19 protein-coding genes are annotated in these 13906 nt (G+C 67.3%); 8 read left to right on the top strand and 11 right to left on the bottom strand.

The window, feature by feature from the left end; all coding sequences use genetic code 11:
• Window positions 1–63 precede the first annotated feature (63 nt).
• Window positions 64–522: a hypothetical protein gene (locus ACFQRI_RS24335; RefSeq protein WP_380672436.1), complete on the bottom strand. Its 459-nt coding sequence runs from the start codon at window positions 520–522 to the stop codon at window positions 64–66.
• 386 nt (window positions 523–908) lie between these two features.
• Between ACFQRI_RS24335 and ACFQRI_RS24340 the strand changes: the two genes are divergently transcribed.
• The 7 genes from ACFQRI_RS24340 (at window position 909) to ACFQRI_RS24370 (ending at window position 5135) form a co-directional block, all read left to right on the top strand.
• Window positions 909–1598, top strand: a complete 690-nt coding sequence (locus ACFQRI_RS24340) for a hypothetical protein (RefSeq protein ID WP_380672438.1) — start codon at window positions 909–911, stop codon at window positions 1596–1598.
• A gap of 91 nt (window positions 1599–1689) precedes the next feature.
• Window positions 1690–2070 (top strand): hypothetical protein, encoded by a 381-nt coding sequence (locus tag ACFQRI_RS24345; RefSeq protein WP_380672440.1) that lies wholly within the window; start codon window positions 1690–1692, stop codon window positions 2068–2070.
• The gene (locus tag ACFQRI_RS24350; RefSeq protein ID WP_380672442.1) at window positions 2067–2648 is read left to right on the top strand and encodes a DUF6230 family protein; all 582 of its coding nucleotides are present in this window, start codon (window positions 2067–2069) and stop codon (window positions 2646–2648) included. The genes ACFQRI_RS24345 and ACFQRI_RS24350 overlap by 4 nt, the downstream gene beginning before the upstream one ends.
• The gene (locus ACFQRI_RS24355) at window positions 2648–3109 is read left to right on the top strand and encodes a DUF6114 domain-containing protein (RefSeq protein ID WP_380672444.1); all 462 of its coding nucleotides are present in this window, start codon (window positions 2648–2650) and stop codon (window positions 3107–3109) included. The genes ACFQRI_RS24350 and ACFQRI_RS24355 overlap by 1 nt, the downstream gene beginning before the upstream one ends.
• A 17-nt stretch (window positions 3110–3126) precedes the next feature.
• Window positions 3127–3798, top strand: a complete 672-nt coding sequence (locus tag ACFQRI_RS24360; RefSeq protein WP_380672446.1) for a hypothetical protein — start codon at window positions 3127–3129, stop codon at window positions 3796–3798.
• Window positions 3799–3950: 152 nt separating this feature from the next.
• Window positions 3951–4310, top strand: a complete 360-nt coding sequence (locus ACFQRI_RS24365; RefSeq protein ID WP_380672448.1) for a hypothetical protein — start codon at window positions 3951–3953, stop codon at window positions 4308–4310.
• 402 nt (window positions 4311–4712) lie between these two features.
• A complete protein-coding gene (locus tag ACFQRI_RS24370; protein WP_380672450.1) occupies window positions 4713–5135 on the top strand; it encodes a hypothetical protein in 423 nt (140 codons plus the stop codon).
• A gap of 197 nt (window positions 5136–5332) precedes the next feature.
• Here the strand turns inward: ACFQRI_RS24370 and ACFQRI_RS24375 are convergent, their stop codons facing one another.
• The 5 genes from ACFQRI_RS24375 to ACFQRI_RS24395 all read right to left on the bottom strand — a co-directional run bounded on the left by ACFQRI_RS24375 (window position 5333) and on the right by ACFQRI_RS24395 (window position 8795).
• Window positions 5333–5815, bottom strand: coding sequence for a hypothetical protein (locus ACFQRI_RS24375; RefSeq protein ID WP_380672452.1), 483 nt, complete (start codon window positions 5813–5815; stop codon window positions 5333–5335).
• Window positions 5816–6038: 223 nt separating this feature from the next.
• Entirely contained in the window at window positions 6039–6335 is a 297-nt protein-coding gene (locus tag ACFQRI_RS24380; RefSeq protein ID WP_380672454.1) for a DUF4333 domain-containing protein, read from the bottom strand.
• A gap of 146 nt (window positions 6336–6481) precedes the next feature.
• The gene (locus ACFQRI_RS24385; protein WP_380672456.1) at window positions 6482–7165 is read right to left on the bottom strand and encodes a hypothetical protein; all 684 of its coding nucleotides are present in this window, start codon (window positions 7163–7165) and stop codon (window positions 6482–6484) included.
• Window positions 7162–8322 (bottom strand): hypothetical protein, encoded by a 1161-nt coding sequence (locus ACFQRI_RS24390; RefSeq protein WP_380672458.1) that lies wholly within the window; start codon window positions 8320–8322, stop codon window positions 7162–7164. The genes ACFQRI_RS24385 and ACFQRI_RS24390 overlap by 4 nt, the downstream gene beginning before the upstream one ends.
• Entirely contained in the window at window positions 8283–8795 is a 513-nt protein-coding gene (locus ACFQRI_RS24395) for a hypothetical protein (RefSeq protein WP_380672460.1), read from the bottom strand. The genes ACFQRI_RS24390 and ACFQRI_RS24395 overlap by 40 nt, the downstream gene beginning before the upstream one ends.
• Before the next feature lie 343 nt (window positions 8796–9138).
• On the opposite strand from ACFQRI_RS24395, the gene ACFQRI_RS24400 reads away from it, so the two are divergent.
• Window positions 9139–9468, top strand: coding sequence for a hypothetical protein (locus tag ACFQRI_RS24400; RefSeq protein ID WP_380672462.1), 330 nt, complete (start codon window positions 9139–9141; stop codon window positions 9466–9468).
• A gap of 143 nt (window positions 9469–9611) precedes the next feature.
• On the opposite strand, the gene ACFQRI_RS24405 is transcribed toward ACFQRI_RS24400, so the two are convergent.
• The 5 genes from ACFQRI_RS24405 to ACFQRI_RS24425 are packed head-to-tail and all read right to left on the bottom strand — an operon-like array spanning window position 9612 to window position 13534.
• Entirely contained in the window at window positions 9612–10217 is a 606-nt protein-coding gene (locus ACFQRI_RS24405; RefSeq protein WP_380672464.1) for a hypothetical protein, read from the bottom strand.
• Between the two features lie 14 nt (window positions 10218–10231).
• Entirely contained in the window at window positions 10232–12409 is a 2178-nt protein-coding gene (locus ACFQRI_RS24410) for a putative T7SS-secreted protein (RefSeq protein WP_380672466.1), read from the bottom strand.
• Entirely contained in the window at window positions 12406–12762 is a 357-nt protein-coding gene (locus tag ACFQRI_RS24415) for a penta-EF hand family protein (protein WP_380672468.1), read from the bottom strand. The genes ACFQRI_RS24410 and ACFQRI_RS24415 overlap by 4 nt, the downstream gene beginning before the upstream one ends.
• A gap of 2 nt (window positions 12763–12764) precedes the next feature.
• Window positions 12765–13220 (bottom strand): SseB family protein, encoded by a 456-nt coding sequence (locus tag ACFQRI_RS24420; RefSeq protein WP_380672470.1) that lies wholly within the window; start codon window positions 13218–13220, stop codon window positions 12765–12767.
• Window positions 13217–13534, bottom strand: a complete 318-nt coding sequence (locus tag ACFQRI_RS24425; RefSeq protein WP_380672472.1) for a hypothetical protein — start codon at window positions 13532–13534, stop codon at window positions 13217–13219. The genes ACFQRI_RS24420 and ACFQRI_RS24425 overlap by 4 nt, the downstream gene beginning before the upstream one ends.
• Window positions 13535–13906: the final 372 nt, after the last annotated feature.

Below are 13906 nucleotides of genomic sequence, written 5' to 3' on the forward strand. Positions count from 1 at the left end.
GCAGCAGGATCCTTGGTGAAGGCCCCCGGGAAACCGGGGGCCTTCGGTGCTGACAGCGGAGGCCTACGCCGCGGGGCGCATCAGCCGGTCCGCCAGCACAGCGGTGATGGTCGTGCCGATCGGGAGCTGCGCCCAGTGGTGCGCTCCCTGGTCAAGGAGTGCGCGCCCGCCCGACGGGCAGTCGGGCGCGAGCTCGTGGAACGCGCCGCTGCCGGTGGCGTACGCGAACCGGCGCAGGAGACGGCCGTCGTCGATGAGGACGTGCAGCAGCGTTTCCGCTGCCTGCCCGGCAAGCTGCGCCCGCACCGGCACCCGGAGTCCGGCCGCACGCAGCGCTGCTGCCTTGCAGAGTCCCTGCGCAAGTCCGTAGGCCAGGCCGTGCGCCGCCAGTGCGCGGCGGCCCTTCGCGGTGCGCTTCTGCTTGTTGATGGCCATCCAGTCGGTCTGCGCGGCGAAGTCCCCGGCGAAGTGGCCGATGATCGCCCCAGCGATGTTTGTGGTGTAGACGAGCGCGCGGTACATGGTTCCTCCTGCGACGTGCGATCTGTTGTGCACGTTCACGGTCTCGCCACTGGGCTCGTCGTTCTGTCCGCCGCTGGACAGTTCGCACGTGGCCGTGGTCACAAATGCCTGATTCGCCGACCATGGTGGCCCGGTTCGGCCACCACGATCCGATTCCACAGCCCCGGCGGATCGACCTCGGTGGTCTGCGGGGACACCGGCTGGGCACCTCGCAGGAACCTCCCCGCCTAGGTCGCCGCGTTCGTGCGTGACCGCCATGGTGATGTGGTCACGCGCCTTCCCCGTGCGCCGTTCGGCGACACACTGCCCTTTTTGCAGCTCAACGTCGATGCGAGGGCGCTATGACAGTTCGGATAGCAGTCGCCGGCACCGGGTCGGTCGTCACGGTGATCACGGAGGCCGCGCGCGAGGCCGGTCACGACGTGCTGACTGCCCAGTGGGGCGATACCGTGCCTATCGGCCAGCTGGATTGGCTGGTGCAGGCCTGCGGCTGTTCGGCGGATGCTGAGCCGATGTTGTGGCGCTCAACCCAGGTGTTGGACCATCCCGGGCATCTGCTGGCCATGGCTGATCAGCCGCCCAGTGTGCGCGCATTGGTGGACCCGGACGCAGACGCTGGCGCGCCGCGTGTGTTGCTGCCTGACACGCACCTGGGCGCCGAGCTCGCCTCGCTGCTCCCGGAGTGCCGTGTGGCGCTGCGCCCGCAGTATCAGATGCGCTCGGCCGCGTGGCGGGCGATCCTGCGCGAGATCGCGGTTGTGCCGATCACGGTGCTGACTCATCGCACTGACCCGGCTGCGTTCGCGGTGCCCTCGGTGCGTCACATGGCGCTCACAATGCTGCGCGAGGCAGCTGAAACCGCGGAGGCCGATGGGGTGCGGGTTCGCGACGTGTGGCTTGAGGGGGTTGTGGACTCGCTGGCCCAGCAGCCTGCACTTCCTTCCGGGGAGATCGGCGACTGGCTGGCGATGGTGGCGCCGGTGACCGAGCTGGCGCGGCTGCACGGCATCCCGACGTCGCTGTTGGACACGATGCACATCCTGCTGAGCGAGCGTGCGTCATCTTCGCGGGCGTGACCTGGGTGGTCATGTGGTCACGCTCCTCCGCGGGTGGTCATGATCACCATGCTGAGGCTCCCGAAACATCCGAATCCCCCGGGAGTCATTGATGATGCTGTCTGATCTCGGCGCGCTGGTGGGCGTGCTCGGTGCTCTGCTCTCCCCTGCAGAACCCGCCCCGGAGCCGGCTGACCCCGCTCCGGCCCCAGCGCCGGCGGCTGAGCGGGGCCAGCCCTATACAGCACTAGAGTCCGGTATTCCGATCTACGCGCCGAACCCGAACTATCCTGACGAGGCGTCCAACGAGACCGACGTTGTCGGCTATACCGAAGCCGGGGCGACGTACTACGTCATCGACGGGATGACCGGCGACTCCTATGACCTGCCGCTGTGCGGGGAAACCCGGGAGTCGTTGGGCTATTGGAAGATCGCTTGGGGGGACGGGACGGCCAACACTCCGCAGCCGTGCCTGCAGCGGAGCGGCGCATGAGCACCGCGGGCCGAATCCGATGGGTCCGCTTCGCGCTCGCGCTCGGCGGGGGCGTGGCGGGCCTGGGCGTGATGCTCGGCGGGGTGGCCTCCGGCACCGTCGCCGCCTCATTTTCAGTGAGCGGGACTGCCTACAAGGCCACCGCGTCGCGGATGGTCGCCGATGGCGTGGTGCAGTACGGCGCTCAGGATGACGCCGCAGGCACGCCGCGCCCGGTCGTGGTCAACGGATTCAAGCAGGCCACGATGGATGATTTCTGCCAGAGCATCCTCGTGCCGCTGCCGATGGGCGAGGCGACCATCAAGATCACCGCCCCTGGCGGGATGAGTGCGGAGAACTTGGTGCTCGGGCTCGACTGGGCCGCGGGCGATCTGACCATGACCAACGCCGATCTCGGTGTGGATGCCGGTGAGCTCACTAAGGGCCCTTCCATCGGCGAGCCTGGCACGTTCGGGGTGCAGGCAGACCGGGTCGAGTTTGACAACTTGCGGCAGGTGGCCTGGACGACCACCGCTTCCACGCTGCGGCTCAACGAGGTCCGCATCGAGGCCTTGGCTGGCCGCAAGGAGTGCTTCTGATGGGGTCGACGGTCACGGGCTGGTGGGCGAGGGTCCAGGCGTGGCGGAGGGCGCGCCCGTTTGCTGCCGGGGTGTGCACGATCGCGGCCGGGCTGGTCCTCCTCGCCCCACCGTATGCGGCCCTGCAGATCGGGCAGGTCAGCATCGCGCTGCAGACGCTGGGCGGCAGTGCCTCCCTCGTGCTCGGGCTCGCGCTGATCGCCTGCGGTCTGGCGATGTGGACCCGCCCCGGCTCGTGGCCTGCACCGTGGCTGACCTTGGTGCTGGCACTGGCCGCGGTGCCGGCGGCCAACCTCGGCGCGCTGCTGATCGGCACGAGCCTGGGCATGGTCGGGTTCGCTCTGGCCGTGGCCTGGGCGCCTGCTCCTGTGGCTGACCCGGCGCCCGAGCAGCCGGATGCCGGCCCTGCGCAGGCTGAGCCTCGTACCGAGCCCATCGCCATGGTCGGAGGGCACCGATGACCCGGCGGGGTTCGTGGTTGCTCGCCGCCGGCATGGCTTTGGCAGTGAGCATGACGGTATGCATCGCGCCCTCGGCCGGCGCCGAGGACCAGGACGCGGGGCTGCTCGGTGACCTGCTCGCCCCGCTCACGCCGAAGCCTCCGCCTGTGAGCCCGCCGCTTCCGTCGATGGGCTCACCGCCCAAGTCCGATAACACGCCACCGCGCGCGGTGGTCGATCTCTCCGCGGATCCCTCCCCCGGTCCCGGGCGGCAATGGTCTCTGCAGGCCACGCGGATGACGCTGCAGGAGCCGCGCCTGCACGGCATCACCACCACCCGCATCGCCGGGCGCGAGGTGCACGTGCTGCGGATCTCCACGACCGGGATCGACCTGCACCAACCCGTCCAACGCGCCCGCCTCGGCAGTACCGGAGCCGGCCTGCGGATCTCGGCCGCCCGCGGACAGGTCCGCCCCGCGCACGCTGGCGGGCGGATGGCGATCCTGGTGCGGCAGCTCTCCGGCACGCTCGATGTCGCCGGGCAACCGATCGTGCCAGTGCTGCTGGCCGCTCCCCCGCTCCAGGCCGAGGTCGACGAGCGGCTGCTGCAGCTGCCCTCGCTCGCGCTCACCGACGTGACCGTGCACGCCGCAGCACTCACAGGCAGCACGGTCGACTTCAACGGTGCGGCAATCAGCATCGGGCACTAATGACGCCGCTAGCTGGTTCGAGCGGAGAAATGAGTGCGTCCCCACCGCGGATATCGCGTGACCGCGCGGTCATGTGGTCACGCGCCTCTCAGGACCGGCGCAGGAGGTGATGCTCGACCACAACCACCAGCAGCAATAAAGGAGAGGAAACGTTGACTCCGCACAGCAAGACCGTTGCACGCGCCTGGATCGCCACAGCTGCCATCTCGCTGATCGGCACAGCGATCGGGGCGCTGCTGATGATGTCGGGGCCGAGTGCCTCGCTCGTTCTGACCGTCACCGCGGTAGAGGCCGCCATCGCTTTCCCTGCAGCCTTTGCTGCCCTACGTGGTCACAACTGGGCCAGGATCACCTTGGGCGTGCTGGCCTTCCTGAGCGTCGGCATCCTGTTCCATACGCTGCACATGCAGGCGTGGCCGATCGTGATTCTCACCCTCACTGCAGCGATCGTTCACGACCGCATGGCGAGTTCGGCCCAACAGCACGGTCCTCGCTTGCAGGGCGGCGCGTGACCACGGTCCTGATGTGGTGACGCTACCCGAGAGACCCGCACACGTCGCCCCAACGACATCGACGAGGGCTCCGATTTCCCGTGCAGACAGGTGTGCCCCAGCCGTTTCGGCTGGGGCACACCTGTTTACTGCTTGCTGCAGCTATGAGGACCGGGACACGCAAGCCGGTTGTTCATGTCCCGATGACGAACCGCCCTCCCAACTGCAAGCGCGCTGCAGGAAGTCTACAAGTGCGAGCCTTCTGATACAGACCAATCGATACGACAACGGGGTAGGTGCTGCGGTTGCCTCGGCGGTCAACCGTTGGCGTGTGACCGGTTTTGTCATGCGGTCACACGTCCCTTGAGGTCGACCGGCACGGAGAGGATTACCCCCAATCACGCAGGAAATGGAGGGGGTTCGTTGACTCCGCAAACCAAGATCCGAGTGGCGGCCTGGACCTGGATCGCCGTGTCGACCATATCGACGGTCGCCACTGTGATCATGGCCGTGCCCGTGATGTCTGGGTGGCTGTTTTGGGTGGTTGTGGGCATCTCCGCAGCACAGACCGCCGTCGCGATCCCTGCTGCCATCGCGATGCAGCATGCCCGCAGCCCGAAGATCCGCAATGTCGGTCGACTCTTCCTGATTGGCCTAGCCTGGCTGTGCGTGTCGAGCCTTGCGAAGGCCATCGAGATGGCCGCCTGGCCCTCGCTGGTTCTCAACCTCGTGCTGGCTTTGACCCTCGGACTGCTGATGGACAAGGAAGTCAAAGCAGTTTGCCGCGGCGAGCACGCCGACTCGCCTCAGCACCCGAATCCCAGTGCACAGCAACTGACCCCGTAAACCCGACCGAGATGACGTGAAGGGCCTGCACCGGAGGAAGCCGGTGCGGGCCCTTCACGTTGCGAGGCGTTTCGGAGCAGTCACGAGCTGCGAGTGCCTGACCCGATGTGATGGAGGAGGTGGGCACCCGGCAAACCCAGGACAAGTGAACATCCGGGTGCCCGCCTCTTCCATCACATCGATACCGACTCTGTGCGCTACTCCTCGGCCACTGGGTGTTCCTCCTGTTCTTCCTTCAGCCGGTCAATGACGGCTTGTTGGCGCAGCAGGATTGGGTAGCACTGCCGGTGGAGCTGACGGACGTGGCGGTCTCGGCGGCGGTAGCGGCCCGCGCGGTCGGCCCGCATCGCAAGCTCGGCCCGGATGGCCACGAACCGAGGGGTTTTCCGCTGGACGTCTTCCAACTCGTTAGCCATCTCGCGGGAGGCCTTCATGTCCTCCCCCGTCGCTTCCCTGAGGTGCGGAATCAGGTCCTTCTCGTAGGCCAGTTCCGCCGCGATCGCGTGCGCCAGGTCGTCCAGCTCGGCGATGATCGGCACGCCAGTTTCCCGCCGGGCCTGCCGGTGCTGGTAGAACGCCACCGCGGCAAGTGCGAACATTACGAACACGCCGCCGGCCGACGCGAGCGCAACCGTCTTAATGTCGCGATAGTCGGAATTCTTGGTCAGCAGCATCACCACGCCCAGAACACCAACCAGCCCCGCACACACCAGCCCTGTGGTGAACCAGCGCCTCGCCCGCGCCTCCCCGGCGGAGGCGGCTCATGCGAACCAACCTCGCGGCACTCCCAATTCACGATGTCCAAGCGCGCAACCACGCTCATGGGTCCCCCATGTTTGGCTGCATCTCCATTGCGGGCGGGCAGCGTACCGGCGTGCTACCCGCCCGCAGGACCGGATCGGATCATCCGGCGATGGGTTTACCGACCATGTAGTCCCCGCGATCGGTTTGCACCACCACGGGCACCTTGCGCTCCAGCCCGAGCTTGTTGCTGATCGTGCAGAACAGCTGATGGCCCACCTGGACCGGGATCTGGCGGGGGCAGCTCACCTTCTCCGGGTCCGGAATGCCGTACTCCCGCACAGCGACCTCACGGATGCCCTGCTCGACCCCGGATCCGGCCATCACGGTGCGGACCTCGGGCGGCGGCTTCAGCGCCACAGCCACGGTGATCACTACCGCGAGCAGTACCACGGGCACCGCGGTCCACACGATCCACCGGCGACGCCGAGGGGGCGTGGGTGGTGGCGCGCCCGCGCCCGCCTGTCGCGGATCTGCCTGCTGTGGACCGGGCGGCATGGCCGGAGGTGGGTATCCGGGGCCCGGAGTGGGCGGTTGCGGCCCGGTCATGTTCCGACCTCCTCGTATGCCGTGATCACCCGCTCGGCGAACCGCTGATGCTGCTCGAACGCGGCCGGCAGCGGCAGCGGTGCCCCTTCGCTCGGACCGAACTGCCCGCGGGGCAGGTACGACTCCATCTCGGCGAACATCACGCCGCCGTCGTAGGGGCTGCGGGTTGTCGAGATCGTCCAGCTCACCGAGCGGTTTCCGTTGGCGTCGGGGCCGCCATCGGACAGCCACGCGGGACGGCCCGCCACCTCGGTCCGCTGATTGCCCGGAACGATCCGGTAGCCGTCCATGGCCTCCGGCCAGGACCCGACCCGCACCTCCAGCTGCCGCTGCCCCGGCGGGGTGTGCACGGTATAGCGGCAGCTGCCCGAGCGGGTAACGGTGCGAGTGACCTCGGCCCCGCCGACCAGCTCACGGATCTCGGCGACGTCGAGCAGCTCGCAGTTCATCTGCCCCGCACGCTGCCGGTCGCCCGCGAGGATCCCCTCCTTGGTGGGCGCAACGCCGCCGACGTACTCGCTGCAGTCGTTTAGCGCCAGGTCCAGGCGCGCGCATTCGGAGGCGCGTGCCTGCCCGACCGGGATCGTCTCCGTGGTCGGGGCTGTACTGCAGCCGGCCGCGCCCACCGTGGCCAGGGCCGCCAGCAGCAGCCCGATGCTCCTGCGACGCCGGGCCCTCATGCCGAGGCCGCCTGCATCGCCGACTCGGCCACCGCCGCGGCCTCGTCACAGTTCGGCGCTTCGACCCGCAGTTGGGGCACGACACCCTGACTGCCCGGCTGGGTTCCCGGCACGCGGAAGGTGATGCCGCAGGTGGGGTTGGCGGCATCCGGGTCCGGCTCGGTGACCATCACGGTCTGCCCAGCGACCTGACGACCAGGCCGAATGCCCTCATTGACGTACTTGACCGGGTCATCGTCGACCTCGGCGATGATCGACGCGCGGGTGCGGGGCACCGAGATCCCACTGCCGCGCGGGACCTCATCGATGACCTCGCAGCGCGCCGGCTCGTCCCAGCGCACCGACCCGACCTGGTTTTTCCCGTCGGGCGGCACCGCGCCCGGCAACGGCGAGACCTTGGTGAGCGCGGCCCGGATCGCCTGGCACGGCACGATCACCGGCACGACCGGGTCGGTGCTGAGCTGCTGCTCCCGCATCGGCGGATCGGCGAATTTCCCGGCGATGCGCTGCAGATACCGGTCCCCCATCTGGCAGGGATCCTGCTCCGCGGCAGCGTGCGAGACCTGCAGTGACGCGGTGAAGCCCGAGCCGATCGGGGTCTGGTAGATGCAGGTGTGGCCGCCGCCGTCGGTGGACCGGTAGAACTGCACGCCTCCGGCCTGCACCGGCGCGGCGTCGCGCTGGTCAGTGTCGCCATAGGACTCCTCGCCGTAATCGAGGTCGAACGACCAATAGTTCGAGCTCAGGTCGTCGGCGGGGTCGGTCGTGTCAATGCCGCACTCGATGACCGTCTGACCGGGCTTGACCAGGTCGATGGGCTGGCCGGTGAGTTCCTGGATCGCGGTCTGGTCGTGCAGCGCGCAGGGATCCACCTGCAGCAGGGTCTCCATCGTGGACGCCTTCTTGGCGTTGAGGCCCTCTTCGAGCTGCAGGCCCTGCAGGTATGGGGGCGGTGGCTGCTGCGGTTCTTTCGGGGCCGCGGTCTGCTGACTCCCGGGCAGCCCGGCACAGCCGGACACGGCGAGCACGGCCGCGCCCACCACGAGCCCCAGGCTGCGCTTGGGGATTTTCCTCACGATTCGCTCCTGTATGAACGTCAGGTCAGATGGCGGGCGGATCACTTCGGCGGCGGGGGCACGTTGACGCAGACCTTCCATCGCCCGTCCTGCTGACGCTCCAGCGTCAGGTTGCCCTTCTTATCCTTCATCCCTTCGACCGAGCCCGTGGTCATCACGAACGTGCCGGACGAGCCGTTGACCTTGAGGTCGCTCACCGAGGTCTTGACGTTGCCGGAGCCTGCCCAGTACTCGTCGTTCGGATTGGGGTGCTGGCGGCGCATCTCGCCGAATTTCTTCCATTGGCCGACCATGCCCTCGGCGATCTTGTCGCAGGCCAGGCTGCCGACACGGTCACGCACCTCGGCTTCATTCGCCGGGGTCACACCCCCGAGCTTCTCCCCGCGCGAGTTGTAAAACGCGGCCGTCATGTCCGCGTACTCCTGCGCGACAGCCTTCGGGTCGGCCACCGCCTTCTCGGCGGGCTTGCCCTGCAGTGCGGGCGGCACCTCCTGCCCGGAACCGCCGGCGCATCCGGTCATGGTCACCGCCATCACCGCCCCGGCCGCGGCCACGGCGAACCTGGTTGTTCTTGTCGTCATGTAGCGCTGCCTTTCTGCCCCAGTTGCTGCTCGTGCCTACTCCCGGCGTGCGCCAACGGGACAACCGCACGTACCGGGGGCAGGCGCGGTGAGCATCACCCGCATCGACCAGCGCAGAGAGGACGTGACCACATGACCACCCAGGTCACGCGGCAACGGATGGATCACGCCGGACTCGACATGATTCGGGTCGACGTTCTCGTCGCGCAGGGGAGGTGGAGCGTGACTGGTGTAGTCATGTGGTCACGTCCTCCCACGTTCGCGAGTGCGCGTCGATGATCAGCCCGCTAGCACGAGATCCATCTGGGGAGGACTCATGGCGGTAGAGGCGCCGGCCACGGTCAGCGACACCGTTGCCGCGATGCACGACGTGCGCCGCGGCTTGCAACGAGTGTGGTGCCAGGCCAACAAGCTAGCTGGCAGCGTCAGCCAACGGCCGGAGGTGGCCGAGCTGCTCGACACCGCACTGATTTCTGGCGTCACCGCCACGGCTGCGCACGAGTACTACGAATTCGAGATCGTTTCCACCGCCCGTCGGGTGCGTACACTCACCGCCGGGCAGCTGCGGCGGCTGCGGGCCGCCGAAGAGCATCTCACCGGCAAGCCCGCGGCCCGATGGCTGGAGGAACTCACCCCAGCGATGTAAGAGGATGTAAGAGCGCCCCCGCGCCGAGCTATGGCGCGGGGGCGCTCTTACATCCTCTTACATCGCTGGGGTGGGCGCGTGAGGCTCAGTGGTAGAGATGAACAACGCTTGCCGGGACTGTGCGCAGCAGCCGCGCGAGGTCCTCAACTGGATGTCTTGATGATCTTATCCTCCGAGAACCGCGTGATGTCGCGCAGTTCTCGGAGGATGCGGTCGGGGTCGTGCTGGCCAGCCTGAGTAATGACGGCGCTGTCGTGGCTGTCGGGCCACCACTGGGCGACCAGGGCAACCAGGGCGCCGGACTTCAGGCGAAGCGTCACGCAAAGCTGCTCGGTGTCCTGGAGTTTGCGGAGGCTCACCTGAAGCGCGGTCTGTACCTTCATCGGGAGTCGCTTCACTCGCCCGATAACTTCCGGGGAGGGAAAGTCTTCCCAGCGTTCGAGGGGGACTCGCTCAAAGGGCGGCTCGGGCCACGGGCGCAGCGCATCCATCTGCGCGACCACCGCGGACATAAACGTCCGGAAGTCAGCTTCGGTGTGCGCGTCGGCGACCAGCTGGGTCAGGTCAGTGCCGGTCTCGGCTGCGCGTGCCAAGGCCGCGTACTGCTGTTCAGCTGTGTGCTCGACCAAGGGGCGCACGATGAGGCTCTGAGCGACGTGCGCGGCGTAGTCCTCATCGAGCGTTTTTTGGAACTGCACGGTGTGGGCCAGTGCGTTGACCACTGGGCGCCATGTTTCGTTGCTGGCCACGATTGTTGTCTCCGTTAGGTGTACGTGCCTTTGACGAGGTTAAGGCCGAACGTTTCCTCATCGAGTGGTGCGCCTTCTCGTCTAAAGAGGTGGCGCATGAACTGTGCGATGTCCGCTTCCATGGGTTTGTAATGCCCGCTTTGGTTAGTGATCAGCTCGACTTTGCCGTCCTTGACGACCAATTCACCGGCGGCTGCTGCCGGTTGGCCAGACAGGAAGCTGGAGTGGTGGAACCTTCCGGCTTCATGGTCAGTGGAGGCGTAGATGCGTCCGTTTTCGTCCATCACGAAGATCGCGCGTCCGTCGTCGGGGTGTTGCACCGTGCTTGCACCGCTGCTGTCGAACAGGTCTCCGTCAGCGTCGCGCAATAGACCGTCCTCGTCCACATGCAGACGGAACGCCTCACGTTGGACTTCGTCAAGGTACGTCACTGGCGTGCCAAAGATGTCATTGCCCGGTAGGTGTTCCCCTTCGTACTTGCTGTCCATTTCTCTCGTGTTGTATTCGGGGAGGTCTCCTGGTTCGGGCGTTCCCGGTGTTTCCCCGGTGGATCCGTCACCATCGTCGTGTGTGTGCTCGTCACCATCGTCGCGGGGGTACTCGTTGTCCTCGTGCGGTTCGTTGTCGTGGTTGGCGTCGTGCTCGGGTCGGTCGTCCTCGGTAGCTTCGGCGGAGCGATGCTCGGCGTCCTCGTGCTCGCCGTGGTGCGCGCTGGGGGTATCACTGTGCCGGGCCGGTTGGTCGTGGTCACGCGGAGGCGGGTCGCTATCTGCTGCGTGCTCGATCGTTGGCCGATCGAGCGGTTGACGGCTGCCGTCCATCCGGTTGTCGGGCTCGAAGTGGGGTTCGTGCTCCCACGACATCGGCTTGGGTGGGCCGCCGTTGGGGCGGAATACGTCCTGCTGTGCGGTGGGATCCTGCAGGTGTTGTTGCGGTCCGGGGTGGTCGTGGGTTTCTGGGCGCGCTGTGGGCGAGTGCACGTCGCGGCCAATGTCGGGGCCGAGGTTGCCGTTGGGGCTTGTGTGTGGGGCGTCGCGCGACGGTACGTGGAACGCGGATGTGTCCTTGTCGGGGGTGTTGGGCCCACCGTCGAGGGTGTTGAGTCCACCGTCGAGGTCATCGACCGTTTCGTGTCCTGCCTCGTGGAGCTGCGGGGCGGGGCGCTGTGGAGGTTCGGGCGTGTGGGGGGTCGGGACGGCCTCGGCGGCGTCCTCGGTGGTTTTGCCGACCGTTTTTCCTGTGCGCCCAATGAAGCGACTTGCAATGCCGATTCCGCCGCCGCCCATGGTCAACAGCGCGGGCAGCGCCTCACCGGCCGCTTGCACGGGGTTTTTGGCGAAACCGTCCACGTTCAGTGCGGCTTTGGTCACGCTCCACCCAGTACCGGTCGGATCCGTACTGGCAGATGCGGCCAGTTCTCCGAGCGCGGTGTTGAATTGCTGCGCCTCCTGGGTGAGCGCCCAGCTGGGCTGTGTCATCTTGGCGAACTGCACGACGCCGGAGACCGTGCCAATGGCCCCGTTCCACACACCGGTTGCTAGTTCACCGCCAACCGTCCAGCCGGCCTGGGCAAGGTCCTGGCCGAACTCTGCCAGCTGCGCGAACAAGCCGGGCCCTTCCGGAGCTTCCTTGGCGGCTGCCCGCACAGCGCTGGCGGCCTCTGCTTCGGCGGTGGCGATAGCGGCCTTGGCTTCGGCCACCTCCTGCGCGGCGGCCTGAGCCTCGGCCCGAGCCGGGTTCGCCGGCGGATCGCCCGGGTCTGGGCCGCCATCATTGAATGCAGCGCATGCTTGCGCGTACTGCGCGTCGCAGGATTGTGCGCGCTGGAGTGCGTCGTCGCGGCGTCGGACTGCCTCCATCCCACGGGGTTTTTCCCGGCCCAGTACCGCGGCGAAGGCCTCGACGGCCGTGCCAGCGGTTCGATAGGCGTGCGCAGCGCGGTCGTAGCGTGCGGGCAGTTTGTCACGCAGGATGTCGCGGGCTGCCTCGGCTGCTTCCCCGGTCCAGCCGCCGCTGTCGACCGAGCCGATGTCGGCGGCGGCCTGACGCCATCCGTCGGCAGCACGTACCAGCAGGTCGGCCAGGTGCTGCGCTTCCTGGGGGTCACCGGGTATTTCGTCTTCGACCAGACCTAAGCCGCGCCCGATGGTGTCCATGTCCTCGCTGAATGACGAGGAGTTCGAGATCGTCACTGGCTCACCTGCCTGGTCACGTCCTGGGCGATTTGGTCGTCGAGGCGGCGGTAAGCCTCGGCCACCTCACGTAACCGTGTGGCGCATTCCTGCCCGTCTTCGACCAGCGTGTGGTTCGGGGCCTCCCACGCCTCCCCGAACGCGATCAGGGCTGCGCCGAGTTCGCCGGGAGAGATCGTGGGCGCTGTGGTGCGGGTGTAGGCCGCCAGTCCTCGCCCGTTGGAGCCCATAGTGGAATCCAGGGCTTGGGATCCCGAGCCGTAAAGGTCGCCCAGCACGTCAACGGCTTTCTGCACACCACGCCCGGCGTGATCGAGGAGGTCGACATCGACGTAGAAGCCGTGATGCGGCATCACTAGCACCCCTCTACTGCGTCTGGAAGGGGCAGTGCCGTGACGTGCTCGGATCCTGGGTCCAGCACCAGCCCTGTCCCGTTGGGCATTCGCGGCAGTGTTGCTAACAGATCGGCTCCAGATATCCCGGCATAGCGCACAGGTGTCTCGCCCTGACCGCAGCGGTTCTTCCAGTCGACTAGCCGCAGCACTGTCGTGAAGACCGGGATCCAGGCCATGCCTTCGCGTTGCACCACCACGACGTCGGGCTCGGCCGCGGCGGTGGTTTCCACCCACAGCCGCGGTGTCGCACGTAGCGCGGCATGCACTGGTTCCCACGCGGAATCAGGGCCAGCGGTGCGCAGTGTCTCGACGGCCGCGATGAGCTCGGCGGTTTCGGCAGGCGGCTCGATGGTCACCGTGTTGGCCACCGGCACGGTGCCGGCAAGAAGCGGGATGTACCCGTCGGTTCGGCTCATGCGGTCTCACCAGCATCGGTCCCGCTGGGGTCCTCACCCGAAGCCTGCTCGGCGCGGGCGATGTCGGCGATGTGGTGCAGGCTGGCGCGGGCAGTGGAGGCGATGTCTTGCGACTGCCCGCCCAAGGTTTCCAGCGCGGAGTGCACCGCCTGCCGAAGGTGCGGCGGTGCCGCATCCCCACCGATGGCGTGATCCAGCTGTGCGGCCAGGGACGGCATGTTCGCTGCGATCTCGTCATGGACGGCGGTTGCCTCAAGCGCCTTGGTGAGGTGGGTACGCGGGATGTCATCGAGATCGTCAAACGGGCTGGTCACGGTGGCTTCTCCCCCACAGGAATCACGTTGCTGCCGCGCAGAGGCTGCCTGTTTCGTGTACGCCATGGACGATCGTGACCACATGACCACCGAGGTCACGATCGATGTGCGGCGGAATGCCCCACGCCGGGTGTGAGCTATCGCGTCGCAGCGCTGGTCCGCGCCACACGTAGCCCGAGCGCTCCGGCCGAGCGGGCAAGGGGCCTGAGCGGTCAGCAGGACGGCACCCGAGATAGACATGTGCTGTGCTGACAGAGATGCCGCGGTGAGGCCACCTCGACCGTGCTGTTTTGCACTATGCTGGCTGCTCAGCGTTCATAGCTCCCGCGCTCCCCCTGCGCGGGTTCGGCATGGTGACCCCAGGCCGTGTTG

Origin of the sequence: Saccharopolyspora griseoalba (assembly GCF_042665275.1) — a bacterium.
Taxonomy (GTDB): domain Bacteria; phylum Actinomycetota; class Actinomycetes; order Mycobacteriales; family Pseudonocardiaceae; genus Saccharopolyspora; species Saccharopolyspora griseoalba.

What these genes read in the sequence shown, in the direction of transcription:
- ACFQRI_RS24415 (WP_380672468.1), bottom strand. Translation starts at nt 12,762, where the DNA reads ATGCCGCATCACGGCTTCTACGTCGATGTCGACCTCCTCGATCACGCC.
- ACFQRI_RS24350 (WP_380672442.1), top strand. Translation starts at nt 2,067, where the DNA reads ATGAGCACCGCGGGCCGAATCCGATGGGTCCGCTTCGCGCTCGCGCTC.
- ACFQRI_RS24400 (WP_380672462.1), top strand. Translation starts at nt 9,139, where the DNA reads ATGGCGGTAGAGGCGCCGGCCACGGTCAGCGACACCGTTGCCGCGATG.
- ACFQRI_RS24335 (WP_380672436.1), bottom strand. Translation starts at nt 522, where the DNA reads ATGTACCGCGCGCTCGTCTACACCACAAACATCGCTGGGGCGATCATC.
- ACFQRI_RS24345 (WP_380672440.1), top strand. Translation starts at nt 1,690, where the DNA reads ATGATGCTGTCTGATCTCGGCGCGCTGGTGGGCGTGCTCGGTGCTCTG.
- ACFQRI_RS24385 (WP_380672456.1), bottom strand. Translation starts at nt 7,165, where the DNA reads ATGAGGGCCCGGCGTCGCAGGAGCATCGGGCTGCTGCTGGCGGCCCTG.
- ACFQRI_RS24390 (WP_380672458.1), bottom strand. Translation starts at nt 8,322, where the DNA reads ATGGAAGGTCTGCGTCAACGTGCCCCCGCCGCCGAAGTGATCCGCCCG.
- ACFQRI_RS24355 (WP_380672444.1), top strand. Translation starts at nt 2,648, where the DNA reads ATGGGGTCGACGGTCACGGGCTGGTGGGCGAGGGTCCAGGCGTGGCGG.
- ACFQRI_RS24420 (WP_380672470.1), bottom strand. Translation starts at nt 13,220, where the DNA reads ATGAGCCGAACCGACGGGTACATCCCGCTTCTTGCCGGCACCGTGCCG.